The organism is Paenibacillus oenotherae, from assembly GCF_019443105.1.
GTDB lineage: Bacteria > Bacillota > Bacilli > Paenibacillales > Paenibacillaceae > Paenibacillus_Z > Paenibacillus_Z oenotherae.
Genome location: NZ_JAHZIJ010000016.1, coordinates 78,313 through 102,243, shown reverse-complemented (window position 1 = coordinate 102,243; position 23,931 = coordinate 78,313). Strand labels below are relative to the sequence as shown.

The window sequence follows — 23,931 nt, the reverse complement described above, 5'->3', positions numbered from 1 at the left end:
ATTATTATGGAGCAGATTGAACATTAGGCGCTGGTCCTGTACTTTTTCGAACCTTCAAGCTAACCGGCAACACCACCTTTCTTGCATCATCCCTGCTCTCCCCAACAATCTGGTCAAGCAGCAGTCTTACTGCAATATTGCCTCTCTCGATGACATCCTGGTTGACAGTCGTTAAAGATGGAATCATGTAATCGGTATAGAACAAATCATCGAACCCTACAATTGATATGTCGCGCGGCACATGAACGCCCAGTTCATGAAGCCCTTTAATCAATCCCATCGCCCCAACGTCAGAGAACACGAATACTGCTGTAATATTCATTCGAGGATCCGTAATGTACTGTGAGGCCTGATAACCTCCAGCCGTCGATACCGGCTCTTCTCTAACCAGTTCCGGATCATAAGGCAGCCCCGCTTCCTCCAATGCTCTGCGGTATCCCAGCCAACGCTTGTAATTAACGCCATTCTGCTGCAGCTTTCCCGAGAGAAGCGCAATTCGCTGATGCCCAAGACCGATCAGATGTTTCGTTCCCAGATAACCGCCCATTTCATCATCCAGCAGCACTTGATATAGATTGAATTCCGACATGTAGCTGTCCATGAACACACAAGGAACATCAAGCGCTTGAATCTGCTTCAGAATCGGAGTTCCCTCGAACGTCCCTACGACGATCAAACCATCAAGATGCCGTTCACTAACGAAGGAGAAATTCTCTTCCTCATCCACACCAAGCAAAATGACATGGAATTGATGGTTGCGCGCACCCTCTTCAATACCAAGAACAAGCTGCCAGTAAAACGGATTATCCTGCAGGCGACCCTTCTCCAGAAAGGGCACCACTACAGCAATCAAATGCGAGCTCTTATCCCGCAGGTTGCGGGCTGAAGCACTTGGCGAGAATTGAAGCTCCTCGATTACTTGCTTCACTTTTCTAATTGTATCGGGTGAGGTTCTGCCTGAGTTGTTAATCACATTGGAGACTGTTGTTACCGAGACATTTGCTTTTTTCGCTACATCTTTAATTGTAACTTTTCCCACAATTATCCACCCATCCATGTATGATTTAACGTTTCACCAACCAAGCCGCAAAACTATTACGATAATAACAAACTTTGCGCTTGAAGTACATGCATTGTGTCTATTGTCGACCAGTTTTTTTGATGTAACGTTTCACCTACATAACCATACTATAAAGCTGAACTTTTATGTTGTCAATACCAATAATGATAAATCGTTACACCTATTTATATTCAATAATAAAAAACCTGACAGCAGCATGCCGTCAGGCCGAATCCATCCATTCTATTACTAACACCGCTCCTGTACTTTCTCAGGGAAAAGCCGATTCTTCCTTATCATCAAGAGACACAGATTCATGGATCGCTTCTTGCTTCATATCCGCATCCCGATTGTCGTCATCAAGTATATATTCCATCGAGTCATTCACTATTCTAGCCGTATCTTCTCTTGAGCCTGTCACGATCTCATACAAAACACCCACTACGAATCACTTCCCGATTTATATTAATTTGCATGCCTAAGCAGCATAACTTCATTGTAATTGATAATGATTATCAATGTCAATTAAATCCGGCTTCAAATCACAAAAAAGACTGCACTCCTGAAGTAGTATCCGCTACCTCATAAGAACAGTCTATTCCACTGCACCGTTTTTTATGACAACTCGATGACCATCCCGCAGTAAGCCGTCTCAATCTTGCCGCTGTAGATATCGCCAACCTCCGCCGCAAGCTGCTCGATGTTGCCGAAGTGCGGCAAATGCGTCAGAACGACCTTGCCCACACCCGCTTCGCGCGCCAGAACACCTACATCTTCCGTATTCATGTGACCATATTTCTTGGCGTCCCTTATCTCCTTATAGAAGGAAGTCTCCGCAATGAGCACTTCCGCATCAGCACAATGCTTGATAAGCGATTCATCATAGTAAGTATCCGCCGTGTAGACGATCTTGCGGCCATCTACACGTATATCCATTCCCAGGCAATAAGCGCCGTGGAAAGTCTTGAAGAAGGTTATGCTTAGTCCGCTGCTGTCGGTGGCAGTCTGTCCCGCTTCGATTCGCCGGATTTCCGAGCCGCTCATCGACTGGAACGGTATCCGCCCATCACGCTCGCTAGCGAAATGGATCGGCAGAACGCTGCTGCGCCTGCCCAAATCCGTGTCGATCAGGCACGCATACTGCAAGCAGCCAAGATCGGCGACATGATCATAATGCCCATGCGATATATAGACGGCATCCAGCTCATCCAGACGCTTATATTGCTGGAGCTTCGCCAGAACGCCGCTGCCGCAGTCAATCAGTATATTGCGGCCCCCATGCTCGATCAAATACCCCGCAGTCGCTTCACCTGCCTTGGGATAAGCGCCCCACGGGCCTAATAGCGTCAATCTCATCTCATCGCGCCCCCAATTCGTAGAGCAGCGCCAATTGATAGGCGTCCGGGCTCATATAGTGACTGGCCAGCTCATGCTTGCCCGACTGGAAAAACATCCGTACAAGCGAGCTGTTTGTCTGCATATGCTGCGTATAAGGTGACAGATACACCGTCTCCGCGGAGGTTGTATTGCGTATATACTGCTCCAGTTGAAGCTCATATTCCAGATCCGTCGCATTGCGTATGCCCCGAATAACGGCGTCGATCCCATACTGATTAATATAGTCAGCAACAATGCCTTCAAAAGGAGTGATGACCGTACGCCCCGCATATTGGCTCGGAATCGAACGCTCCACCAGCTCTGTCCGCTGCTTCAACGTGAACAGATGGCTTTTCGAACGATTGTTGGCTACTACGATATGGACTTGGTCGAACAGCTTGAAAGCCCGCTCGATAACAGAAACATGACCGAGTGTAATCGGATCGAAACTTCCCGCGTATATCGCCTTCATACCGCACCCCCTCATTTGCTCAAATTGTACCATTCCAGCAGCAGCCAATCAATGTGGTCGACCACCGTCATGCAGCACCACATCGCGCCGGTGCGGTGTGGACGCAGCCAGGAACAAAGCAGCAAGCCCGGCCCCGACGAACGGGTACCGGGCTTGCATGGAAATGGCTATGCGATAACTGTATCCCTAAGGACACCGTTGCAACATTAAGCTACAGATTAATGATGCGGCCCGTTTCCTGTGATTCGAATGCGGCCAGAATAACAGCCAGCGATTTGCGCCCTTCTTCACCGGGGATGCTTGGCGTTGTATTCGTCACAATGCTCTCAACAAAGGCATCGATGATTCCGCTGGTCTCCTGCTTCTCATTGGTGGCGATCGCACCTACATTGTAGCGGTTGATCTCGCCATTGCGAAGCTCAACGATAATCTGGTCATGCGGATCTGTTCCGATCTTCATGACGCCGTTCTCACACCAGAGAACAGTGCTGTTATCTTCACCTTTGTAATAGGTCCAGCTTGCTACGAGCGTGCCGATTGCGCCGCTCTTCATCCGGAGAAGACAAGAGGAGTTGTCATCCACTTGCGTATCCTTTTTATCCAGGGTACCGATGAATCCGGTTACTTGAGCGACTTCATCGTCAAGCAGATAGCGGATCAGATCGGACTTGTGAACGCCGAGGTCGCCCATAGCGCCCATAATGGCCTCTTCCTTGCGGAAGAACCAGCTGTTTGCACCGTCAAGACTCCATCCCTCTGGCCCCGGGTGTCCGAAGGTCGTGCGGAAGGTCAGTACCCGGCCCAATACGCCGCTTTGCAAAATTTCTTTGGCCTTCACGTGAGGCGGCATCATACGCTGGTTATGGCCAACCATCAGCTTGACCCCATTACTCGCAGCCGCTTCGATCATCGCAGCCGCTTCAGCATCCGTTACAGCCATCGGCTTCTCAACCAGTACGTGCGCGCCCCCTTTTGCCGCAGCAATGGAAACTGGAGCATGCAGGTAGTTCGGCGTACATACGCTGACCGCATCCGGCTTGATCTGATTCAGCAAATCCTCATAATTAGCAAACGCCTGGGCACCGAATTGATCTGCGTACTTCTGGGCGCGTTCCAGTTTCGGATCGCAGAAAGCGACTAATTCGACATTCGGATTGGCTGCATGCTCCGGAATGTGTCTTCTTTCGGCGATAGCTCCACAGCCGATTACTGCCACTCTAATCTTGTTCATTGTACAATATGGCTCCTCTTGTATGATGGTTTAATTACTATAGTACCTATATTAACCTCTATGGCCGTTTGCTTTCAACCATTCCATGCTTGTTTTTACAGAAGCGAGAGGAGGATTCGCACAGCGGTCCTGCTCCACAATCAACCACTCCACACCCGCTTCCCGAGCCGCCCCGATAATAGCATTGAGCGCAAGATCTCCCTGGCCCAGCTCTACCGTATCAATCTCCGCTCCCGGCTCACCCTTGCGGAAATCCTTCAGATGAAGCAGCGGCAGCCGCCCTTTGTACTTGGCGATATAAGCAAGCGGATCTAAGCCCGAATATTGCACCCAGCCGATATCCATCTCAACCTTCAGCAAATCCTCGCTCACCGTACTGTACATCGCATCCAAAATATATTCACCATCGATCCTGCCCGCAAATTCAAAATCATGATTATGATAAGCGAATTGGAGTCCTTCCTTCCGAAGCCTCGCTCCGAATTCGGCAAAATCCTTGAACACGCCACGCCAGAATGGTTCGCCGCCGCTGTGCTGCTCCTCCGTGAAATACGGACAGACGACGTAACGGGCTCCAACTGTTGTCAAATAGGCGATTTCTTCATCCATATTTTCTTGAAGACGCTGATAGCTCACATGACTGCCAAAAGCCTCCAATCCCAGCTCCTGAAGCAAATCGCGCATCTCTTCTGCTGACAGATCGCCATAACCGGCAAATTCAATGCCCTCATAACCCATCTCAGCAACCTGTCTAAGCGTTCCAGCAAAATCCCGTTCCGTATCGTCGCGCAGCGTATACATTTGCAGCCCGAGTTTCATCCTGATCATCCCTTCATATTAACTTTACCGATCTGATACCGATTATAATATATATATCCATTTAAGTGGATGTAGGATATAATAACGACATGAACAATATTGCTATGAATACTGGAGGAAGAGCTTTGACAACCGAAATTATGAACTGCAGCTTTTCGTATCACTCCACTCCCTTCCAGATTGGATATGAGGAAGCATTACCCACTTACTTGTTTCGTCTGCAGACAGAGGGAACCTGTCAAGCGCTTGTTAACGGGCAGATGACGCGTATCGAGACAGGCGATCTGCTGCTGTATAAGCCTGGAGACTCTTATCATCTCAATGTCGCCAGTGACAATGAAGAAGAGCCTGACCATGTATCCAGCGGCGACTATTATGTACTTTGCAATGGGCCATGGCTTGATGAATGGTGGAGCCGCCAGGAGCGGCCTCAGAAGGTCAAGGTCGTCCCTGATGAGCGGCTGCTCTCCATCTGGCGGGCGCTTATACTCGAGAAAAGGCGTTTCGAGGAGCAGGATCCCGAGCTGGCCGATTATTTGCTCCGTTCGCTGTGCCTTGGACTGGACCGCTCCATCACTACGCAATCTGCTCTAAAGGGCAAATCCTTCGTCGCAACGCGCATGAAGAACTTTATCGATGAGCAGGCAAGCATGTCGTTCTCCCTGCAGGATATCGCCGACCATGTCGGGCTCAGCGTCTCCCGGACGGTTCACCTGTTTAAGGAATGCTTCGGGGCAACCATTATTCAATATACCCAAAATGTCCGATTATCAATGGCAATTGAACGAATGAAATACAGCACAATGTCGCTGGAGCAGATCGCGGAGACATGCGGCTTCGGCAGCTATTCCTACTTCTACCGAATCTTCAGGAGCAAATACGACATGTCACCGGCCACCTACCGGGAGACACAGCGATAACAAAAAAAAGGTAAAACATGCGAAACGGCATGTATTTTTTCGTTTCTGGCCTGATAAAGGTGAAATGCCTGCCAGAGGGCAGGTATTTCATCTCAGTTTCTCCATACCGGCCAATTTCCCCAAAAATTCATGCATGATTGCAGGCATTTCACCATTATGGCTTCTTGCAACCGAAATTCATGCACATTCGCAGGCTTCTTACTCCGCCACGCTGCCTTCACACCACACTTGGAGGAGGGGTTGTCCAGAAAGTTGCCTGATGATTTCAGAGTCCCCATATACAAGAAAAGATGCTTCCAGTCCCACTTTTTAGTGGTTTGGAAGCATCTTTTCACATCATGCTACAGATTGCCCAGCACATTTGCACGGATTTCAGCCAGCGATTGATCACGAATCAACTTGCCGTTCTCGAATACCACCTCCAGCAGGTCCTCCGCTTCCTTGCTTTTGAATTCCGCCACACTGAGATTATCGGTATAGTCGAGCCTGCCGTTCTGCTCGGTGACCAGTACGAGGCCGGTCTGCGACTTCTTGAAGTTGCCGCTGTCCGTAACAGGATCCTTGAAGATCTTGCGCTCTTCCCCGTTCACAATCGTGAAGGTCGATTTCAGCGCAAAGCCGAACGTATCCCGCGTGTTGTACTGGTACGTATACGAGCCGATGCCGTAGACCATATTGGTCGATGCGAAGCCTTTGGCCGCCAGCTTCTCACAGATTTCCCGGCAGCGGCTGATCGTAATGGCATCCCCGTAGATCGCGCCGATATGGCTGTCGAGCTGCTTGTAGCCCTTCTCCGTAATCGTCCCTCCAAAAATTTCCCACAGGATCTCGATCACGCCTTTGCGGGCAAATTCATTGTCCGATTCCGGATCGCCGCAGATGATTCTGACAGGATCACCGCTATCGGGGCGAATGACCACTCTTCCGTCACGGGCGAGAATGTCCTCTTTAAGCCCCCGGATCACAACGTTCAGAACACTCCACAAATCCCATGTATCCGACACAATCGATACGAACCCGGCAGGATAGACCTCATTGATCAAATATCGGTACGATGCCATCTCGTCCTTGCCGTGCGCGCACATCACACTATGCTCTGTAGCAGGAATCGAAGTTCCGACCAGCTCCTTCTCCATATCCGCCCCGTAATAGTTCTCCAGATAAAGAATAGCCGGAATGGTATCCGTGCCCGTGAACGACAGCAGGTGGCCTCCGCCGCTGCTCTTGGCCGCTTCCAGCGAGCTCATGCCCCGCATCGAGAAATCATGTCCCTGGAACGGAACGCCCGATGTATCGCCATTCGTCTCTCTTCCATACTTCTCCAGAATTTTGCGGTATTCAAGCGCCAAAGTCGCGCTGGTAGCCGGCATCCACAGCTGGCACGACATTAACGTCTCCAGATAATTCGTCAGCCAGAAGAACTGCGGCGCCGTATTCTCAATTGTCAGCATGGGCACCTTGACAGGTACAAGCGTCCCTTCCTTGACCGCTTTGATCTTGATCGGCAAATAGCCCAGGTCATGCAGCTCTTCAATATGCGAGGCATCAGGCGATTGCACGCCTAGCGCGTACTTCAGGACTCTGCGATATTCATCGGCAACCTCCTCTTTCGTTCTAGCGAAGAAATGCTCATTAAAGTAGTCGATCAAATACTCCTTAATGAAAGCCTGGAATCCAAACGCCACCACCTCATGAATATCTTCAAGCCTGCTCGTTCTTGCCGTCCATGTCGAGTAGACAAGCTCCGTTCCCTTGGGATATTGATTCTTATGGCTGACCTTGTAGAAATCACAGAGCAGTGTAGCTGGATAGGTATAATTGCTTGTCATATTATTGGCCTCCTAATGGGTACACCTGTATTTTGTCATGCTCGGATTGCCCTAGTATCGTGTCAGTCGTAAACACTCTCGTAATGATATCAGAATCCGGTATTTTTCCTTTATAGATGGAAGTCTCGCAATGCCCGACCAGCAAATAGATTTCGGCTGCTCCAATCTCCTTGAGCTTCTCGGCGCTCATCATGAAGGTTCCGCCATACGAGCACAGATCATCGACAATAATCGCCTTGAAGCCCTTGCCGCCATTGTCCACATGGCCGACGACATCCAGCTGCTTGATCTGCCCGGTCTGGAAATCCCGTACCTTGAAGCCAACCAACTGCCTGTAGCCCTTGACCTTGCTGTACCGCTTCTGCGCACCGGCGTCGGGGAAGAACAAATAATCCTCCTCCACATTGAAGTTCACTTCCGCAGCAACCTTGCCCAGCAGTTCGACCGACGGATAGACGGCGTTGCTCTTGTTCAGCAGAGCCAGTGTCACATCTGAATGAGGCTCAACAACCGTGACCGATTGGAACTGCAGCGCATTGATGAAATTAGCGGCATACTTCAATGTGAAGACAGAGGCGCCTTCCACCCGGTCCATCCGGCTGTAGGGCATATAAGTAATGACAAGGCGTGCAGCCAGGCCGTGATCATCCATGAAATTTTTCAGAAACATCAGCTTGATCAGATCGCCGTCATGTCCATATTTGAACAGGATCGTATTGACACCCTCGGTCGCAGCAGCCAGTATTTGTTCCCCGTTCACTAACGTTTCGCCATTGGGGAAAATATTCTCCTCCAGCTCCGTCTCATTCAGCTTCATCACACCAACCACACTCCTCGAAGTTTCTATACCTCACACTGCCAGCCTGTCAGTTAGAGCAGATGCCTTGCTTGCTGCAGCGAACTAGCTATAAATGGACAGCTGCGGCTCATAGTCTGTGAACCGGTACAGCTGGGCTGCCCGCTGTGAATATTTGTTCGAAGATTTCAATTCTCCCGTCTCTTCCCGGACCTCTTCAATAATACCTTTCCTGATCTGGGTGGACGTCACCTTGCGGATAAAATTCTTCTCCTCGAACTCCGGAATCACCGTCTGGATAACCTGATATAGCTCGCCAATCGTAAACTCCTCCGGGAGAAATTCCTTGGCAATCGTCGTTGTCAGCATTTTCTCGCGAATCTTGTGCAGTGCATCTCCAATAATAATGCCATGGTCAAAAGCAAGCTCCAGAGACAAAGCCTCGCTTACCCGCAGCAGTCGTACATCCGCCGCATCGACCGAAGCCCGGCGATCCAGCAGCACATCCTCCTTCACCAGTGCGAGAAAAGCATGCGAGATCATCCAGCCTCTGGGATCACGTCCCGGCATGCTGTAGACATTGAAATATTCAATGTGCACATCACTTACTCCCGTCTCCTCCAACAGCTCGCGTTCGGCGCACTCCTGAACCGTCTCAGACTCTCTCGTAAATCCTCCGGGCAAGGCCCACTTCCCTATAAAAGGCCATACCTTCCGCTGAATGAGCAGCAGCTGCAGCTCCCGAATGGGCAGCGACTTCTTCCCTGATTCACGTTCCCGTGATGTTATTGTGAAGATAACAATATCGGTAGGCGCTCCATCAGGCGTTCGGTAATTGCTTGCCGAATAATTGTGTTCATCCTCCATCACCACAGTAACCACCTTCCAATACAACCGATTAAAGCGATATGAAAAAACAAAAAAATAATTATGTCATAACGATATTATCATTATGACATAATTATTAAAAGTGTCAACTATTTTTTACCACAGGATTGTCCGCCTACATATATTTGTAGATCATGCAGCCTGCAGCAATAAGGATCAATACAATTGCCGACGATATAGAAATCCCGAGAAAAACCTTGTATAAGCGATCACCCTGGCGCTCTTGATCGGTCTTTTCCAGCTTCATCTATATCCCTCCTCATTGGAACATTGGGAGCAATAGCATCCTAGCTGCCGGTTTTATATATGACCAGTATCGTGCTTCTCTGATACTCCGTTCTTTGCGGATTCGTCTTTACCATCGTGCCGTAGCGGATGTCCACGAACTGCTCTTCAGATATAGTCGCCAGAAACTCATTCGCTTTCTTCTCGGCATAATAAATATCGGAATCAATAAACTCTTTAATCTGGATCAAAGTGATCATCCTTTACTCATAAATTATCGTTGCTTTCTATATTGACCGTTTTATTATTCCTCTTATTTCATGCCGGTAGATGAAAGTCTATCTCCGCTACTATAAGCTGATAGCTGCCTGCCGGTGTTTGGACGGTAATCGTCTGGCCTTTATCGGATAGAAGTAGCTCCTGACCGATCGGGGACAGGAAGGAAATGCAATGCTCCTCCATATTGGCATCATCCGGCAGTACAAGGCAGTAGGACTCCATCGTGCCGTCCTCTTCATTCCTCACCTTCACATAACTGCCAATCAGCACCGTATGCTCCAGTGTATTCGTATTGTTGCCTGCAATGATTTGTTCTAAACGGTTCCTGTACCTGTTCATCAACTGTTCGATTCGTCTGCGGTCTCTGTGATGATCCGGATAAAATCTCTCCAGCAAGGACTGCCGCTGCTCATCGAAGAACACCAGCTGCTCGATCAAGCTTGTTGCAATAGAAGCATCGAGACTACGGTTCATAGAACGATTCACCTCCGATACGTGTTCTCTCTCCCGGCATAAGATACGCGATACATCTGCCCACATAGTTTCCTCCCTATAACAAAATAGGCTCCTTCACGGAGCCTTCCTGTAATCATAGCATATATTCACTAATAGTCTATGTTATTTGTTCCAATTCACAAACCGGGATTAATGCAACGTTGATCAGGCCATACTATCGATTGAATAGACAACCACGCTGCTCGCTTGGCAGGGGAATGCGCTTACGAACGCTGACGCTCCAGAACCCATTCCGCTGTCTCATGCTGTTAAAATGAAAATGATGGAGGAGAAATGATGAGTTACATTCCAGCGAATTTGTCAGTGGAAACCATCCAGCAGCTCAATCGAATGGAGCATGAACTATCCCAGGAGAATGGAGATACAATCGTCCTCGTCGCGTATCAGAAAGACAAGAAAACTCCCGGGGGAACAGATTCCAGCCAATCAGCCAAGGAATAAACATGAAGTCTGAATTCGATATACAGTCGGCGCCCACTACGCATCTACGCAGGGAACTCAATAGCCGGCTTTTGAAAAGGGCAAAGATCTATAGCATTAGTAATAGAGGTACTTTCAGAGGACAGGAATTTCCGAGCTCTGGTCTCTTGAAGACCGAATGCCTGCCAAAGGGCAGGAATTTCCCTGCATTTCCTCTCTATCTGTCAATTTCCCCTGATATTCCTGCGTTATCGCAGGTTTTTTTCAATTAAAGCTTATTCAGCCAAAAATTCCTGCACTTGCGCAGGCTTCTTTCTCTACCTGTTGAGTTGAAGTTAGTTGAAGTCATCACCGGCTATCGATTGGAATGGTTGGCTCCCCCCTTAAAAGTAAAAATTCCGCTGGACTTTCTCAACATCCTGAAAAAAAAAGACCCCCACATTAATGGAGGTCTCTCATAACTTAGCTTCTTCGTGTCGTTCAGTTCAGTACGTTTCAACCCGTGCATTATCGTCGAAAGCGACTGATGTAATAACGTTAACTACTGTCTTACAGCAGTGTAGCCTTTCCCTTCAAGCGCTGGGACGATCCCCGACTCACCGACTAAATGAGCAGCCCCAACAACGACGAAATATGTCTTGTTGTCTCCTTTATCCAAGTAACCGTTGATAAGCTCGATCATCGACTTGTTGCGGTCAGTAAGAATAATTTGATTGTATTCCTCTTCCCCTGCCGCAGAATTAATAACGCCGAGCAATGCATTGTCATCACCATCAACCCATGCTTGAGACAACTTGTCGATTTCCGACTCTTCGCTCGCTAAGGACTCAAGCGAGGCAATCAGCTGCTTCTCCTGAAGCTCAGGAGAAAAGCTGTCAAACATCTTGAGTTGGAACTCAATCGATTCCAGCTCCAGAATAGGCAGACTGCTTTCATTTGCTTTAGTCAGAAAATAGGCATCGATGCCAAGCGAACCATCGTATCCTGCTTGCATCCATTTGATCTGGCTAAGAGCAAGCGAGATGTTCCATGGTTTAAATGGATCAAACGCATCTGGGCTCTGACCGATTCCAGTCAAAAATTCGCCTACCTTCTTATACGTATCCGCCGATACATGATCCTGCAGCTTCGTACCATCCGTATAAGTACTCAGCTCCGTAATCTTGCCTTCCATCTCTTCGTCAATCGGCTTCGTAATATCCGCCTCTACCACCAAATAATCGGATTCCGCAAAAGCTTGCTCAATAGGCCGGCTCAGCGGATACATGTCCTTATTGGCCAGATGGATCGAGCCCAGCAAATAAACTGTATTGCCGTTGTTCTCTACCTTCCATAGGAAGCCTTTACTGTCCTGCTTGACCTTAAGCGCTATCGCTCGCAGTTCACCATTCCAAGTGACTTTGTAGCCTGCAGCTTCGGCAATAAACCGGACAGGCGCATATGTAATTTTGCCAACTGCTTTCGGAGCAACAAGCAGCGTAATTTCTTTACCATTCACAGAAGCGGCATGTTTGCCAGCCTGCAGGGTAATCGTTAAATCGTCCTTCGTGGCTGATATAACCTTGCCTTGTTGATCCAAAGTTACAGTGAAGCCAAGTCCCTTCAGCAATGGCTCTGCTGGCACTAGCGTCGTGCTGCGTTCAATGATCGGAGCCTGGCTGCCCAGTTGAACCTGCTGATCTCCCAGCCAAACGGAAATCGGCTTGCCAGCAGGCTTTGTTTCAGCATATGCAGCTGTCGAGATTACCAACAATAATACAAAAGACATGAATAGTGCGCTAACCTTTTTCATCAATCAAACTCCTTTATCCAATACCGTTTTTACAAACCCTTCATTTATACGCCTAATTGATGGGCAAGTTCCATATATTTGTATGCTTCTAGCAAGCTTAACTTCTAACCGGAATATTAATTTTCAAACAGTATAGAAAAATGTAACCGAACGTTACAAAAATGTATAAGATGAAAATCAAAAATCCGTTCAAATCCATCTCATTAGGAATGATCATTCCTAATAGTGCACCAACGAAAGCTACGATCAGATTAAATATAATCAACTGATACGGCTTTCTTTTTCTATCTTTTAGGCATGCTGCGACTAGAAAAAAAATAATTGCTGCTGTTGCTACAAAAATAAATGCTGACACTTGATTTCCCTCCCACACTCTCCATTCAATCCCCACTTATAGTAAAGACATCTTTATCTGTGCTGCGCATAGTTCGCCACTTGTTCGATACCCTATTTCTCATCGCGCTAAACCTACAATAGCATAATATTTATTACAATATGAATTCGAATGTAAATTTTTATCATTTCTTTAAAACTCTTGCCTGTAACTCCACACTTATGCGTTTAAAAACAAAAAAAACCTGAAATCCCTTATAACAAGGAATTCCAAGTTCTTTTCTAGGATGCGGTCGGAGGGATTTGAACCCTCACGTCCATAGGACGCCACCCCCTCAAGATGGTGTGTCTGCCGTTCCACCACGACCGCATATTCAATTGTTGCTTCTAAAGTATACATTTGCTCTTGAGGTAAAGCAAATGGTGAGCCATGTAGGACTCGAACCTACGACACCCTGATTAAAAGTCAGGTGCTCTACCAACTGAGCTAATGGCTCAAATGATGGTGACCCGTAGGGGATTCGAACCCCTGTTACCTCCGTGAAAGGGAGGTGTCTTAACCCCTTGACCAACGGGCCGAAATGAATGTAATTAGCCATCATGCTTTAAGACGACAGGTATGATTATAACCAATTACGCTAACAAGTGCAAGCTTTTTTTTCAAAGCTTTTTGAGACAGGCCTCATTCAGGCAAACAAAAAGGACCAAGCTTATCGGCCCACTTGTTCAAACTTTATGTGGCGGAGAGAGAGGGATTCGAACCCTCGCACCACTTGCGCAGTCTAACCCCTTAGCAGAGGGTCCCCTTGAGCCACTTGGGTATCTCTCCAGAAATGGCTCCCCGAACAGGACTCGAACCTGTGACAACTCGATTAACAGTCGAGTGCTCTACCAACTGAGCTATCAGGGAATATAATTTAGTGACAAGAAAGAATATATCATGATTCAACTTTGAAGTCAAGCTTATAAATCAATAAATTTCCGCGGCACTTTCCACAGGCGAATCGTTCAGGATCAATCCTTCTTTTGCGCAAATATTCTGAATTACAGCTTCGGCATACCAGCTTGTATTTATAAGGCTGTGATTGGCGCTTCTCGCGTCCGGGAAGCGATTTGCAGAAGCGTGTGCCTCCGACCTTTGCCAATAACTGCTTGAAGTCGGCATCGCGGTGCCGGTATCCCCGGTTCATGATATGCAAATGATAATGGCACAGCTCATGCTTGATGATTTTCTCCGTCTCTTCCGGTCCATAGTTCGCGAGCTGATGCGGTGATATCTCGATATTATGCGATTTGGTAAAATACCGCCCGCCCGTCGCGGTCAGCCGGCTGTTGAAGCTCGCCTTGTGACGGAACGGCAGCCCGAAATAATGAAGCGATATCCGCTCTATCCATGCTTGCAGCATCTCATCCTGCATCATCATTCTCCTAAATGTTTTTGCCAGTCCCATTCATGCTCTCCAATAAATGCTCCCGCAGAATTGGACTGCCTACTTGAATTTTAAAGGATGAATACGCTACACTGTCAAGTAGTATTTACCTGCTCGATTCCAAGGGAGAGTGTAATGAATAATGGCACTGATGCGTTATATTGTAATGAAGGATGAGCAAGGCCTTTCGTTCGTGGAGATGCCGGAATCACATGCCTACCAGCTCAGCGCGCTCAATCTGCGTCTGCATAAAGAAATCGACAAGCTGACGGCGAGCAACGTCCCCTCACTTCCATACGCTGTAGCGGAATGTGCGGATCTGGAGCTTCATGACAAGGCGCTCCCCATCCAATCCGGCCTCGATTATATGAATGAACTGGAGAAGCAATTCTCCTCCATTCAAGAGAAAGCCTATCCCCTCATCTCGCTGCTGACCGAGATCCGCGCCTTGCAAGCGCAGCTGGAGCAGTGGTACGAAGAGGAAATGGACGCATAAGCCATGCTCTATCCTTCAGTCTCTGGACGGCATTGCAGCCAAGACGGCTGACGCTGCTCAGGCAAAAGCTGGAGTGGACCTGCACGGACATTCGCCTATCTCCATAAGCTAGTTACTGCTACAACAAGTGACAGCCGGAAGGAGGGCGATGACTGTGCCGCAATGGCTGTGCAATCAACTGATGCGCGCTTTCTTGAAGAAGGACCGCCGGCAGATTCGTCTGCTTAACGATTGCTGGTATTTCTATCGCACCAGGAAGCGTCCCGACGAAGATTCTGCGAGCTTATAACGGATGCTTGCAACGCATAAGCATAATGAGCATGTCGTGTACGATAAAAGGGTGTTATCTGTTGGCAGCAGCCGTGCTGCTCCCAGATAACACCCTCTTTATTTAATCCGGCTTTCGCATCGTCAAGCTGACACGGCCTTTCTTCGTATCCACGCTTAGTACCCAGACGGTTACAGTGTCGCCGACGGACACCACATCCATGGGATGCTTGATAAACTTCGTGCTCATCTGTGAAATATGGACAAGCCCGTCATTCTTGATTCCGATATCGACGAACGCGCCGAAATCAATGACATTGCGTACTGTCCCATGCAGCTCCATGCCAGCCTTCAGATCCTCGATATCCAGCACCTCCGTGTGGAATATCGGCGGCGGCAGCTCCTCGCGCGGATCGCGTCCAGGACGGAGCAGGCTGTCCAAAATGTCCCTTAACGTCGGCACACCAACGCCGAGCCTTGCAGCGACCTCCTCGGTTCCCACAGCCGCCAGAGCCGCTTTAAACGCCTCTGTGCCTAGATCATCAAGCTTCAACCCCAGCTCCTTGCACAGCTTGTCCACGACCGCGTATGACTCCGGATGGATCGGCGTGCGATCAAGCGGGTTGGGACTCTCCGGCACGCGAATAAAGCCGATGCACTGCTCGTAGGTTTTGGCTCCCAGCCTCGGGACGCTCTGCAGCGCTTTGCGGTCGCTGAATTTGCCGTTCTCCTCGCGATATTTTACGATGTTTTTGGAGATCGTGGCATTGATGCCAGCTACATAGGAGAGCAGTGACGGCGAAGCGGTATTCACATCTACGCCGACATGGTTCACCGCCGACTCTACAACCCCTCCAAGACTCTCCTCCAGACGCTTCTGGCTGACATCATGCTGATACTGGCCGACACCAATTGCTTTGGGCTCGATCTTCACGAGCTCGGCAAGCGGGTCTTGCAGCCGGCGTGCGATGGATACAGCGCTGCGCTCCGCCACGTCCAGTGACGGAAACTCGCTCTGTGCAAGCTTCGAGGCGGAATAAACGCTCGCACCCGCTTCATTGACGATAATGTACTTGAGCTCGCGTCCCCTGTCAGCGCCCGCAGATTTTCTCTTGTTGATCAGTGCGGCAATAAACTGCTCCGTCTCACGGGAGGCCGTCCCGTTCCCGATAACTATAAGCTCGGCTCCATGCTTGTCGATCAGTCCGCTAATCATCTTCTCTGCCGCGTCTACCTTGTTATGCGGGGCCGTCGGGTAGCAGACCGCGACCTCCAGCAGCTTGCCGGTCTCATCGACAACCGCCAGCTTGCAGCCTGTACGGAACGCCGGATCGACGCCAAGCACGACATGGCCTCTCACAGGCGGCTGAAGCAGCAGGTTGCGCAGATTCGCCGAGAAGATGCTAATCGCGTGCTCTTCAGCCTTCTCCGTCAGCTCGCCACGCACCTCACGCTCAATTGACGGAGCGATTAACCGTTTGTAGGCATCCTCTATCGTGCCGACAAGCAGTTCGCGAATCGGCGAGGTTGTTCCGCCGCGAATAATTTGACGGTCGATATAATCGTGAATCCGCTCATTCGGCACATCCAGCGATACGCGAAGCACCTCCTCGCGCTCCGCACGGTTGATCGCAAGTGTCCGGTGCGGCGGCAGGCGCTTGACAGGCTCCTGATAAGCATAATACATCTCATAGACACTCTCCTGCGCGGCATCCTTCGCTTCCGTCCGGATAATCCCCTGCTCGAAAGTATGTCTGCGCACCCATGTGCGGATTTTGGCATCATCCGCAATTCCTTCGGCGATAATATCCATCGCTCCCTGAATCGCCTCTTCAGCTGTCGCTACGCCCTTGTCGGCATCAATGTACCGCGCTGCCTCGCGCAGCGGCTCACCTTGCCGCGGCTGGGACAGCAGCCAGTCTGCAAGCGGCTCAAGTCCCCGTTCCTTCGCAACGCTGGCGCGTGTCTTCCGCTTCTGGCGGTAAGGCCGGTACAGGTCCTCAACTTCCTGCAGCTTGACGGAAGCTTCAATAGCTCCTTTCAACTCAGCCGTCAGCTTGCCCTGCTCATCGATGAGCCGGATAACCTCGCGCTTGCGCGTCTCCAATCCCCGCATATATTGAAGCTTGTCCTCAATGCCGCGCAGATCGTTCTCGTCCAGCTCGCCTGTCATCTCTTTGCGGTAACGGGCGATGAACGGAATCGTATTCCCCTCATCAAGCAGGCCAACCGCCGATTTCACTTTCGTCAGCGGAATACTGAGCTCGGCGCTGATTCGCTTAATGATGCGCTCCTGCTCCGCCTTCTGCTCCTCGGGAGTCAGCTCAGCCTTGCCGCCCGCTCCGGCTTCCAGCTCCTCTTCCCTTGCCTGCTGTGTCGTCTCAGCCATATCTATTCCTCCATCTCTTTAACGAGGTAACAACCCTTACCCCCGGCCTAGGCCGGTACGTAAGGGTTGTTCGCCATTTCAAATCCGATTGTCGTCTGAGGCCCGTGTCCAGGATAGACACGGCAGCCTGGATCCAGCTTGTACAGCTTGTTGCGTATGGAATCGTACAGATCCCGCTCGCGCCCGCCCGGCAGGTCCGAGCGGCCCACGGACATGCGGAACAGCACGTCTCCGCTGATCAGATGCCCGTCGCAGTGCAAGCTTACACTTCCCGGGGAATGACCGGGCGTGTGCATCACGTTGAACGTATGCCCGATCAGCTCCAGCTTCTGTCCTTCATCCAGCGCATATTCAGCCGGAGCGGTCGATAGCGGAGCGGTTACTTCGGACCAGCGCAGCGAGCCGTTCTTGCCCGCATCAGTCAGCCAATCCGCCTCCAGATCATGAACGTAGACCGGACAGCCGGCCGCTTTGCGCACCTCATCCACGCCGCCCATATGGTCGAAGTGAGCATGCGTCAGCACGATCGCTTCGATCGTAAGATCGCGGATTCGCTCAATCAGCCGCTTGGGGTTCACTCCGGGATCAATAATGATGCCGCGGCGGCCTGTTTCCTCTGTAATCAAATAAGCATTCGTCTGCAAGGGACCTAGCGTAAATGTCTCTATCTTCAGCATACGAGTTAGAAGGAGGACAGCAGCTTGCGCAGCTCTTGCAGAATAACTTGCTGGTATTCCGTGCCTTCGCCGTAGCGGCGTCCCATCTCTTGTCTTGCCTCTCCCAGCTTCTCTTGATAATCAGCTGCTTCGCGGTCCGGATTCGCCTGCTTGAAGGCAATCATCGCTTCCTGCACATGCGCAGGGCGAGGTCCCCATTGTCCAAGCACATGTCCGCCCGTATCCGCGATAATAACGATCGGAATCGCCCGTCCGCCCATCGTCAGAAACTGGTCCATCGTCTCAAGATGCTCTTCCATCACTAGAATTTCCGTCGGAATTCCTGTCACTTCCAGCGCCTTCAGCACTACCGGTACGTTGCGCACGACATCGCCGCACCATTCCGCGGCCAGAATGAGGCAGCGCAAATCATCACGATTGTTCATCGATTCGAAAAATTCACGGTCGTCCTCGCTTGCCCATTGGAACGCATTGTAAAAGTTCAGGAATGCTTCCTTGTTTTTCTCAATGGAATCTATAAATTGCTGCGGGCTAATTCCCTTATTAAGCTTTGTCGCGATACTGCTGCTCATATGTACGGCCTCCTTGATTTTGGATAAATCCTATCCTTGCTATTGTACCAAACGAATGCGCACTCCGACAAATTAGACCGATCTGCCGCGGCTCCGCAAATATTTGATCAGAACATAAATAATAAGCAGGGCGATTGCGATCAGAATAGCTGGCTGCACGTAAGGAGCCGCCTTCTCATCAATGCTTTCCCACTGGTCGCCCAGCTTCCAGCCTAAATAAACGAATAATAAAGACCAAGGCACAGAGGCGATTGCCGTCAGCAGCGTAAACAGCCAGAAATTCATCTTCGCGATGCCTGCCGGGATCGAAATCGCTTGCCGCATCACGGGGACGAATCTGGCAGTAAATACAATACCTGCTCCATACTTGCGGAACCATTGCTCGGAGAGATCCAGATGCTTTGGCTTCAGCTTGATAAATTTGCCGTACTTATCGAAGAACGGTCTGCCTGCAAAGCGGCCGATGGCATACAGAATCCACTGCTGGCCGACCGCGCCCAAGGTGCCGAATACGACCGCGCCTGTGAAAGTAATCTCTCCCTTATGTACCAAATACCCGCCGAAGGAGAGCACAATTTCACTCGGAATAACCTCAATTAACAGACCTATTAATATACCATAGTAACCCAAGCTTTCTACCCATAACAGAAGTTCATGCAATACATCACGCAACCAATCCATCATTCTCTCCTTTCACTGCAACCTTTGTCCGCCTTCGCAGCATGCTGGCACGGAGTACGGAGTAGCGTTGTCAGCTTCCTATACATAATTGTACTGCTCGTCTCTCTACGGTATTCTAGCATATTTCTATAGATGCCTCCATAGATGTCATGCCCTGACAAGCTCCCGCATAGACTAGCTGTAATTCATACGTAATGAAGAGGGGGAATGTTTCATGTCCAAAATTTTTGTCGTAACGAAAAAACAGATCCGCTTATTCGCTGTCGTCATTCTCGTCGTGCTTATTGCCGCAGCATGCCTGAAGTGGAATCAATCCAAGGCCGCAATGGGCTCATCACAGGAGCAGCGGGTCATCCAGCTCGTTACTGGCGAATTCAGGACAACGACCAGCGATGGCAAGAAACTTGAAGTATACCGCTGGGATCCCGGCACGGTCATCGCGAATGTAGGGGATTCTGTCGAGCTGCGGATAGCCGGGGTGAACGGACAATCGCATCCTTTTGTCATCGAGGGATTGAATATTAAGGGCGAGGTGGTCAAAGGAAAGACGACCGTGGTCCGCTTCACAGCGGAGCGCAAAGGGACTTTTCCAATCGTCTGCCTCACCCATGACAAGATGGAGAACAGCGGGCCGATGGTAGGCTATATCGTCATTCAATAAGGCTGTGACGGCGGGGCATCGGGACGCATATATAGGGGTAGAGAGGAGTCGTTTACGATGAAATCTTCTTCCCAGAAACATCATGCTGCCTACCCTAACGCCCGCAAAATCAGACGCGCCTGCGAGAATGAGCTGTATCGCGCAATCAAACGACTCGGCGTCTGGATTCCGAAGGAGAAAGTCAAAGAGGCCGAGCAGCTGTATGTACGGAAGGTCATCCTGAATATCCAGTGGGTGACGGAGAACGCCAGCAACCGCAAGAAGCTTGCCGACTGGTGGGACGAGAACGTCAGCGAAGAAATTGCAGCGCTTTGGGAGGTTGACCAGAACAGGCTGAGCACGGCGTTCCGTGAAGCTTTTGGCGGTTAGCGGCGGAGCGAGGCATTTGGAAGGGGCTTGCCGCAGCATGGGCAGCTCCTTTCTTTTGCAGCTGGCTGAAGACTGATTAGAAAGAATACTGCAAGCGGGCCGAACGGTGATGAGGCTGTCCGAAAAGTCCAATATCCAAGGAGCCAGTTTCAATTGATATGAAAAGATGCCGCCAAAACCACGAAAAAGTGGGACTGGAAGCATCTTTTTCACAGCCTTTCACCTTCCCCCAATGTGGTTTGAAGGCAGTGACGGAGTAGGAAGCCTGCGAATGTGCATGAATTTTGGTTACAAGACGCCTTAATGATGAAATTGCTGCGATCGTGCATGAATGTGAGACAAAATCGGCCGATAAGAGGAAACGAAGGTGAAATACCTGCACACTGGCAGGCATTTCACCTTCATGGAGTTAGAAACGAGAAAATTACTGCCGTTTCGCATGTTTCGCCTGCTCGCATCTCGCTTGTCTCGGCGTTTGAATGACGTATCGGCCTCTGGCGAGAAGTACGTGGGCAGTCCCATGATCGCAGGCATTCCACACCGTACAGCTTCATAAAGCGGGAGCTGAGATTTCCCGAAAGGACTTTCGGGACAGCTCCCTGTGTTGTCAAAGCGCGTTTCCCTTTGCTGCTGCCGCAGGCTTGGACATCAACCAATAATTGCAAAGGCCTCTACGCCGGCTGGTATCGTTCTGCTGCGGAATAGTACGCCGCTGGAAGAAAATGTGCGAATGGTGTACGAAACATTCGTCGGCGTGCCGATGTTGTTGAAGCGAACGACACCGAAGCGGTCAAAGCTGGCTGACGAAACGACTAGACCGTTGCGTATCAACAGGGCAAAAAATCCTGTCGTATTGAACGGTACACCGTTCCGTTGAACCCAGAGAACCGTCAGCCGATTAAGAATCGGCCCAGACTGCTGGTACAGCCCTTGTGGCTTGGTGGTGCGAATGACTTTTCCCGAGCTGCTGGTCGAATACAGCTTAGGCTTGATGCGTGTGTATGCCATCATTATCACTCCTCTCCTGTTTATTTCAGCATATGCTGATGATCACGGAGAGGATTGGACAAACCTGCATGTCCATCACCTATTTATGGCAGCCATTCAATACCCGGGACCGGCACCCAGCTGCCGAAGGAGCAGCCCGGCTGCATTCGCCGCTTCCAGCGACTCCGGCGTCACCTCGAAGTCGCGTCCCGCCGCCTCGGCGTCGATCCCCTGCGCCTCGAACGCCTCGAAGAAGCTCAGCGCTGTCTGCGCAGCTTGACGCGCCTCGCTCGCCTTGCCGATCGCGCGCATATGCTGCGCGAGCCGCGCCATGTGCACGACCGCATCCGTCTGATTGTCGCGGTCGTACCGGTCATACCGCAGTGCGAGGCGCAGATGCGCCGTCGCCTGCGGCACATCCCCGCGCTCGGCGTATACGCGCCCGAGCGCCCGCAGAAGCGGCACGGACTGCGGCTCATATCGCAGTCCGGCCGCCAGCAGCGCCGCCTGCTCCTGCGGCGGCGCGAGCTCTGCCAGCTCGATGCGAATCCGTGTCCAATACGGATTCGCACCGAGCGCAGCGCGCAGCGCGGCGGCCTGCCCGGCGCCGGAGGCGTATACCGCGGCCTCGCGGTGCGCCACCGCTGCGTCGAACCGCCAGCTGCAGAGGGCGGCCGTTACCGCAATAACGGCCGCAGAAGCCGCAGCCGCGCCTCTGACCGCGGCGCGCCTCCGCCATCTGCCCGCAGCTGTCCCGCCCCCTGCTTCCGCCGGCTTGCTGTAGAGCGCGATCCAGCCAAAGAGCAGCAGCCAATAACAGCCATACGCCATATCAAAGTCAACTGCTGCATGCAGCAGCAGCACCCCAATCGGCACCAGGCCCATCCGGTCGAACAAGAATACGTTCCGCAGCAGGCCTCCGATGACCAGACCAAACAGAACAAGACCAACAAGGCCAAGATCCAGCGCGATATCCAGATAACCGCTATGCACCTCGCTGCCGATATAGGGATAGGTCTGGATTTGCGTGAAAAGCATTCGCCACGTATCGCCGCCGCGCCCAAGCAGCGGCGCTTCACGAATAAGAATAATCGCGTCCTTGTAGAACATTGAGCGCGCGCCCAATGTGTCAAAATATCCGCCCAATCTGCCCTGGATGACCGCCGGCAGCAGCAGCGCCATCGCCCCGATGCCGGCAATCCAGCCGCCCCATGCCGCCCACACTCTCCATCTGCCGCTGCTGCGGGGAGCCAGCGACCGGATGAGATAATACCCTCCTGCTCCAGCCAATACGCACGCAAGCAGCAGCGCCCCTTCGGCGACAACAGCTTCCGGAGCCGCACCTGCAGCAGCATGGCCTCCGTTGCGCAATCCTGCACCATAGACGAAACGGTAAGCTGCGCCTGCAGCAACTAGCGTCCAGCCGCTGTACAGCAGCCAGTGTACACGCTCCGTGCGCCGTGCAGCAGCCAGCCCTCCAAGCCAGCCAAGCCCGGCTGCAAGCCACGCCGCTCTTGATTCTGTCAGCAGCAGCACAAGCGCCAGCGGCACCCCTTGAATAGCAGCCAACAAGTAGCAAATCCGGGTCCGGGCACGAATAAGCAGCCCCCAGCTCCAGATCAGATAAGCGGCTGCAACTGCTGCGAAGGCATTCGGGTACTGCATGAATCCCGCAAGCCTCGCGCCAACAGCAGACAGTCTGGCATCCCCCGTTGTCAGGATCATCTCCGGGAATGCCATCCAGCCCATCCAGCAGGCTAATGCTCCCCATACGATGAAAACTCCGGCAGCCTGTATAGCCGCAGACAGCCACACCCGGCTGCGCTCTTCACCAAACCACATATAAGCAGCAATCAGGAATGCGCCATATGCCGACCAGCGAAGCGCCTGCTCCAGCGTGCCCAGAATGGATGCCGGATCATTAGCCAGCGACAAGCCGTACATGACAGCAATCAGCAGCGGGCCATATGCCGCAAGCGGTACAGCCCTCAGCCCTCCTCCGCCAGAAGAGAACAGCGGGCTCATTCCTGACAGGTCATAGCTGCCGCCTGATCCGGGTGAACGGCTCGTCCTGCCTCTATGGACAAGCCCCCACCAGGCAGCGCTCGACAGAGCAGCGGCAATGATGATCCATTCCCATCTGTAGAAATTTACATCGAAGAACATTCCATATTGATAAGTCGAATAAGCCAGCAGAACCGCTAACAGCAAAGCAGCGATGCCGACAATGGCAGCAGGCATTCCATAACCCCATTTCAATGCAGCAGCGCTTCTCTCAACGAACACCGCTTCTATTCCAAGATTGTATCATACAGCACCTCGCATCTACATGCATCGCAGGGCCAGCATATCCAGCTTCTGATCCCGTCAAAACTTTTTTCTGCCCCCACTCGTTAGATGCACAGTTAACGAGCTTCATTACAGCTAATAAGCAAGAACTTGAGG

The 23,931-nt window shown here is 51.0% G+C and carries 26 protein-coding genes and 5 tRNA genes; 6 read left to right on the top strand and 25 right to left on the bottom strand.

Translation table 11 applies throughout. The annotated features are described in order from the left end of the window. Positions 1 to 4 precede the first annotated feature (4 nt). From K0T92_RS18975 to K0T92_RS18950, 6 genes are all read right to left on the bottom strand, one after another. Positions 5 to 1,039, bottom strand: coding sequence for a LacI family DNA-binding transcriptional regulator (locus tag K0T92_RS18975; protein WP_219874047.1), 1,035 nt, complete (start codon positions 1,037 to 1,039; stop codon positions 5 to 7). A gap of 292 nt (positions 1,040 to 1,331) precedes the next feature. Further along, positions 1,332 to 1,502 (bottom strand): hypothetical protein, encoded by a 171-nt coding sequence (locus tag K0T92_RS18970; protein WP_219874046.1) that lies wholly within the window; start codon positions 1,500 to 1,502, stop codon positions 1,332 to 1,334. A 173-nt stretch (positions 1,503 to 1,675) separates the two neighbouring features. Then, positions 1,676 to 2,416 (bottom strand): MBL fold metallo-hydrolase, encoded by a 741-nt coding sequence (locus K0T92_RS18965; protein ID WP_219874045.1) that lies wholly within the window; start codon positions 2,414 to 2,416, stop codon positions 1,676 to 1,678. Between the two features lies 1 nt (position 2,417). Continuing rightward, positions 2,418 to 2,909, bottom strand: a complete 492-nt coding sequence (gene coaD, locus K0T92_RS18960; protein ID WP_219874044.1) for a pantetheine-phosphate adenylyltransferase — start codon at positions 2,907 to 2,909, stop codon at positions 2,418 to 2,420. A gap of 211 nt (positions 2,910 to 3,120) precedes the next feature. Then, on the bottom strand, positions 3,121 to 4,140 hold the full coding sequence (locus tag K0T92_RS18955; protein ID WP_219874043.1) for a Gfo/Idh/MocA family protein: 1,020 nt from the start codon (positions 4,138 to 4,140) through the stop codon (positions 3,121 to 3,123). A 51-nt stretch (positions 4,141 to 4,191) separates the two neighbouring features. Next, entirely contained in the window at positions 4,192 to 4,968 is a 777-nt protein-coding gene (locus tag K0T92_RS18950) for a sugar phosphate isomerase/epimerase family protein (RefSeq protein ID WP_219874042.1), read from the bottom strand. Between the two features lie 116 nt (positions 4,969 to 5,084). On the opposite strand from K0T92_RS18950, the gene K0T92_RS18945 reads away from it, so the two are divergent. Beyond that, a complete protein-coding gene (locus K0T92_RS18945) occupies positions 5,085 to 5,879 on the top strand; it encodes an AraC family transcriptional regulator (RefSeq protein WP_219874041.1) in 795 nt (264 codons plus the stop codon). Positions 5,880 to 6,220: 341 nt separating this feature from the next. Here K0T92_RS18945 and K0T92_RS18940 read toward each other — a convergent pair whose 3' ends face one another. The 6 genes from K0T92_RS18940 to K0T92_RS18920 all read right to left on the bottom strand — a co-directional run bounded on the left by K0T92_RS18940 (position 6,221) and on the right by K0T92_RS18920 (position 10,370). After that, the gene (locus K0T92_RS18940) at positions 6,221 to 7,708 is read right to left on the bottom strand and encodes a nicotinate phosphoribosyltransferase (protein WP_219874040.1); all 1,488 of its coding nucleotides are present in this window, start codon (positions 7,706 to 7,708) and stop codon (positions 6,221 to 6,223) included. Between the two features lies 1 nt (position 7,709). Next, positions 7,710 to 8,525 (bottom strand): ribose-phosphate diphosphokinase, encoded by an 816-nt coding sequence (locus tag K0T92_RS18935; protein ID WP_246628275.1) that lies wholly within the window; start codon positions 8,523 to 8,525, stop codon positions 7,710 to 7,712. An 84-nt stretch (positions 8,526 to 8,609) separates the two neighbouring features. Then, a complete protein-coding gene (locus tag K0T92_RS18930; RefSeq protein ID WP_219874063.1) occupies positions 8,610 to 9,371 on the bottom strand; it encodes an NUDIX hydrolase in 762 nt (253 codons plus the stop codon). 136 nt (positions 9,372 to 9,507) lie between these two features. Then, positions 9,508 to 9,639: a hypothetical protein gene (locus tag K0T92_RS25330; protein WP_281423165.1), complete on the bottom strand. Its 132-nt coding sequence runs from the start codon at positions 9,637 to 9,639 to the stop codon at positions 9,508 to 9,510. Positions 9,640 to 9,679: 40 nt separating this feature from the next. Beyond that, complete coding sequence (locus K0T92_RS18925; protein ID WP_219874038.1) at positions 9,680 to 9,868, bottom strand: sporulation protein Cse60; 189 nt, start codon at positions 9,866 to 9,868, stop codon at positions 9,680 to 9,682. Between the two features lie 67 nt (positions 9,869 to 9,935). Then, positions 9,936 to 10,370 carry a GreA/GreB family elongation factor gene (locus K0T92_RS18920; protein WP_219874037.1) on the bottom strand — a complete coding sequence of 145 codons (435 nt, stop codon included), beginning with the start codon at positions 10,368 to 10,370 and terminating at the stop codon, positions 9,936 to 9,938. A 315-nt stretch (positions 10,371 to 10,685) separates the two neighbouring features. Here K0T92_RS18920 and K0T92_RS18915 point away from each other — a divergent pair, with 315 nt between their 5' ends. Continuing rightward, the gene (locus K0T92_RS18915; protein ID WP_219874036.1) at positions 10,686 to 10,853 is read left to right on the top strand and encodes a hypothetical protein; all 168 of its coding nucleotides are present in this window, start codon (positions 10,686 to 10,688) and stop codon (positions 10,851 to 10,853) included. Positions 10,854 to 11,373: 520 nt separating this feature from the next. Here K0T92_RS18915 and K0T92_RS18910 read toward each other — a convergent pair. The 7 genes from K0T92_RS18910 to K0T92_RS18880 all read right to left on the bottom strand — a co-directional run bounded on the left by K0T92_RS18910 (position 11,374) and on the right by K0T92_RS18880 (position 14,375). Next, positions 11,374 to 12,624: a TraB/GumN family protein gene (locus K0T92_RS18910; RefSeq protein ID WP_219874035.1), complete on the bottom strand. Its 1,251-nt coding sequence runs from the start codon at positions 12,622 to 12,624 to the stop codon at positions 11,374 to 11,376. Between the two features lie 621 nt (positions 12,625 to 13,245). After that, a tRNA-Leu gene (locus K0T92_RS18905) sits at positions 13,246 to 13,327 on the bottom strand. 51 nt (positions 13,328 to 13,378) lie between these two features. Beyond that, positions 13,379 to 13,454: transfer RNA gene (locus K0T92_RS18900), tRNA-Lys, on the bottom strand. 6 nt (positions 13,455 to 13,460) lie between these two features. Next, positions 13,461 to 13,535, bottom strand: a tRNA-Glu gene (locus K0T92_RS18895). 160 nt (positions 13,536 to 13,695) lie between these two features. Beyond that, positions 13,696 to 13,786 (bottom strand) — tRNA-Ser (locus K0T92_RS18890). A 5-nt stretch (positions 13,787 to 13,791) separates the two neighbouring features. Beyond that, positions 13,792 to 13,867: transfer RNA gene (locus tag K0T92_RS18885), tRNA-Asn, on the bottom strand. Positions 13,868 to 13,895: 28 nt separating this feature from the next. After that, positions 13,896 to 14,375: a SprT family protein gene (locus K0T92_RS18880; protein ID WP_219874062.1), complete on the bottom strand. Its 480-nt coding sequence runs from the start codon at positions 14,373 to 14,375 to the stop codon at positions 13,896 to 13,898. A 154-nt stretch (positions 14,376 to 14,529) separates the two neighbouring features. Between K0T92_RS18880 and K0T92_RS18875 the strand changes: the two genes are divergently transcribed. Together K0T92_RS18875 and cmpA are read left to right on the top strand one after the other, a co-directional pair. After that, positions 14,530 to 14,883, top strand: coding sequence for a hydrolase/acyltransferase (locus K0T92_RS18875; RefSeq protein WP_219874034.1), 354 nt, complete (start codon positions 14,530 to 14,532; stop codon positions 14,881 to 14,883). Between the two features lie 154 nt (positions 14,884 to 15,037). Further along, the gene (gene cmpA / locus K0T92_RS18870) at positions 15,038 to 15,172 is read left to right on the top strand and encodes a cortex morphogenetic protein CmpA (RefSeq protein WP_219874061.1); all 135 of its coding nucleotides are present in this window, start codon (positions 15,038 to 15,040) and stop codon (positions 15,170 to 15,172) included. 102 nt (positions 15,173 to 15,274) lie between these two features. Here cmpA and K0T92_RS18865 read toward each other — a convergent pair whose 3' ends face one another. The 4 genes from K0T92_RS18865 to uptA all read right to left on the bottom strand — a co-directional run bounded on the left by K0T92_RS18865 (position 15,275) and on the right by uptA (position 19,469). Next, on the bottom strand, positions 15,275 to 17,539 hold the full coding sequence (locus K0T92_RS18865) for a Tex family protein (RefSeq protein WP_219874033.1): 2,265 nt from the start codon (positions 17,537 to 17,539) through the stop codon (positions 15,275 to 15,277). Positions 17,540 to 17,586: 47 nt separating this feature from the next. After that, on the bottom strand, positions 17,587 to 18,216 hold the full coding sequence (locus K0T92_RS18860) for an MBL fold metallo-hydrolase (protein ID WP_219874032.1): 630 nt from the start codon (positions 18,214 to 18,216) through the stop codon (positions 17,587 to 17,589). Positions 18,217 to 18,221: 5 nt separating this feature from the next. Continuing rightward, entirely contained in the window at positions 18,222 to 18,788 is a 567-nt protein-coding gene (locus K0T92_RS18855) for a thioredoxin family protein (protein WP_219874031.1), read from the bottom strand. Positions 18,789 to 18,860: 72 nt separating this feature from the next. Continuing rightward, positions 18,861 to 19,469, bottom strand: a complete 609-nt coding sequence (uptA, locus tag K0T92_RS18850; protein ID WP_219874060.1) for an undecaprenyl phosphate transporter UptA — start codon at positions 19,467 to 19,469, stop codon at positions 18,861 to 18,863. A gap of 214 nt (positions 19,470 to 19,683) precedes the next feature. Between uptA and K0T92_RS18845 the strand changes: the two genes are divergently transcribed. After that, a complete protein-coding gene (locus K0T92_RS18845; RefSeq protein ID WP_219874030.1) occupies positions 19,684 to 20,130 on the top strand; it encodes a cupredoxin domain-containing protein in 447 nt (148 codons plus the stop codon). 57 nt (positions 20,131 to 20,187) lie between these two features. Then, complete coding sequence (locus K0T92_RS18840) at positions 20,188 to 20,499, top strand: dehydrogenase (protein ID WP_219874029.1); 312 nt, start codon at positions 20,188 to 20,190, stop codon at positions 20,497 to 20,499. Positions 20,500 to 21,147: 648 nt separating this feature from the next. On the opposite strand, the gene K0T92_RS18835 is transcribed toward K0T92_RS18840, so the two are convergent. Both K0T92_RS18835 and K0T92_RS18830 read right to left on the bottom strand, forming a co-directional pair. Continuing rightward, on the bottom strand, positions 21,148 to 21,510 hold the full coding sequence (locus tag K0T92_RS18835; protein ID WP_246628265.1) for a hypothetical protein: 363 nt from the start codon (positions 21,508 to 21,510) through the stop codon (positions 21,148 to 21,150). Between the two features lie 93 nt (positions 21,511 to 21,603). Further along, positions 21,604 to 23,772, bottom strand: coding sequence for an O-antigen ligase family protein (locus K0T92_RS18830; RefSeq protein WP_219874028.1), 2,169 nt, complete (start codon positions 23,770 to 23,772; stop codon positions 21,604 to 21,606). Positions 23,773 to 23,931 lie beyond the last annotated feature (159 nt).

What these genes read in the sequence shown, in the direction of transcription:
- coaD (WP_219874044.1), bottom strand. Translation starts at nt 2,909, where the DNA reads ATGAAGGCGATATACGCGGGAAGTTTCGATCCGATTACACTCGGTCAT.
- K0T92_RS18935 (WP_246628275.1), bottom strand. Translation starts at nt 8,525, where the DNA reads ATGAAGCTGAATGAGACGGAGCTGGAGGAGAATATTTTCCCCAATGGC.
- K0T92_RS18840 (WP_219874029.1), top strand. Translation starts at nt 20,188, where the DNA reads ATGAAATCTTCTTCCCAGAAACATCATGCTGCCTACCCTAACGCCCGC.
- K0T92_RS25330 (WP_281423165.1), bottom strand. Translation starts at nt 9,639, where the DNA reads ATGAAGCTGGAAAAGACCGATCAAGAGCGCCAGGGTGATCGCTTATAC.
- K0T92_RS18835 (WP_246628265.1), bottom strand. Translation starts at nt 21,510, where the DNA reads ATGATGGCATACACACGCATCAAGCCTAAGCTGTATTCGACCAGCAGC.
- K0T92_RS18860 (WP_219874032.1), bottom strand. Translation starts at nt 18,216, where the DNA reads ATGCTGAAGATAGAGACATTTACGCTAGGTCCCTTGCAGACGAATGCT.
- K0T92_RS18920 (WP_219874037.1), bottom strand. Translation starts at nt 10,370, where the DNA reads ATGAACCGTAGTCTCGATGCTTCTATTGCAACAAGCTTGATCGAGCAG.
- K0T92_RS18855 (WP_219874031.1), bottom strand. Translation starts at nt 18,788, where the DNA reads ATGAGCAGCAGTATCGCGACAAAGCTTAATAAGGGAATTAGCCCGCAG.
- K0T92_RS18880 (WP_219874062.1), bottom strand. Translation starts at nt 14,375, where the DNA reads ATGCAGGATGAGATGCTGCAAGCATGGATAGAGCGGATATCGCTTCAT.
- K0T92_RS18965 (WP_219874045.1), bottom strand. Translation starts at nt 2,416, where the DNA reads ATGAGATTGACGCTATTAGGCCCGTGGGGCGCTTATCCCAAGGCAGGT.
- K0T92_RS18930 (WP_219874063.1), bottom strand. Translation starts at nt 9,371, where the DNA reads ATGGAGGATGAACACAATTATTCGGCAAGCAATTACCGAACGCCTGAT.
- K0T92_RS18845 (WP_219874030.1), top strand. Translation starts at nt 19,684, where the DNA reads ATGTCCAAAATTTTTGTCGTAACGAAAAAACAGATCCGCTTATTCGCT.
- K0T92_RS18955 (WP_219874043.1), bottom strand. Translation starts at nt 4,140, where the DNA reads ATGAACAAGATTAGAGTGGCAGTAATCGGCTGTGGAGCTATCGCCGAA.
- K0T92_RS18910 (WP_219874035.1), bottom strand. Translation starts at nt 12,624, where the DNA reads ATGAAAAAGGTTAGCGCACTATTCATGTCTTTTGTATTATTGTTGGTA.
- K0T92_RS18875 (WP_219874034.1), top strand. Translation starts at nt 14,530, where the DNA reads ATGGCACTGATGCGTTATATTGTAATGAAGGATGAGCAAGGCCTTTCG.
- uptA (WP_219874060.1), bottom strand. Translation starts at nt 19,469, where the DNA reads ATGGATTGGTTGCGTGATGTATTGCATGAACTTCTGTTATGGGTAGAA.
- K0T92_RS18940 (WP_219874040.1), bottom strand. Translation starts at nt 7,708, where the DNA reads ATGACAAGCAATTATACCTATCCAGCTACACTGCTCTGTGATTTCTAC.
- K0T92_RS18915 (WP_219874036.1), top strand. Translation starts at nt 10,686, where the DNA reads ATGATGAGTTACATTCCAGCGAATTTGTCAGTGGAAACCATCCAGCAG.
- K0T92_RS18950 (WP_219874042.1), bottom strand. Translation starts at nt 4,968, where the DNA reads ATGATCAGGATGAAACTCGGGCTGCAAATGTATACGCTGCGCGACGAT.
- K0T92_RS18865 (WP_219874033.1), bottom strand. Translation starts at nt 17,539, where the DNA reads ATGGCTGAGACGACACAGCAGGCAAGGGAAGAGGAGCTGGAAGCCGGA.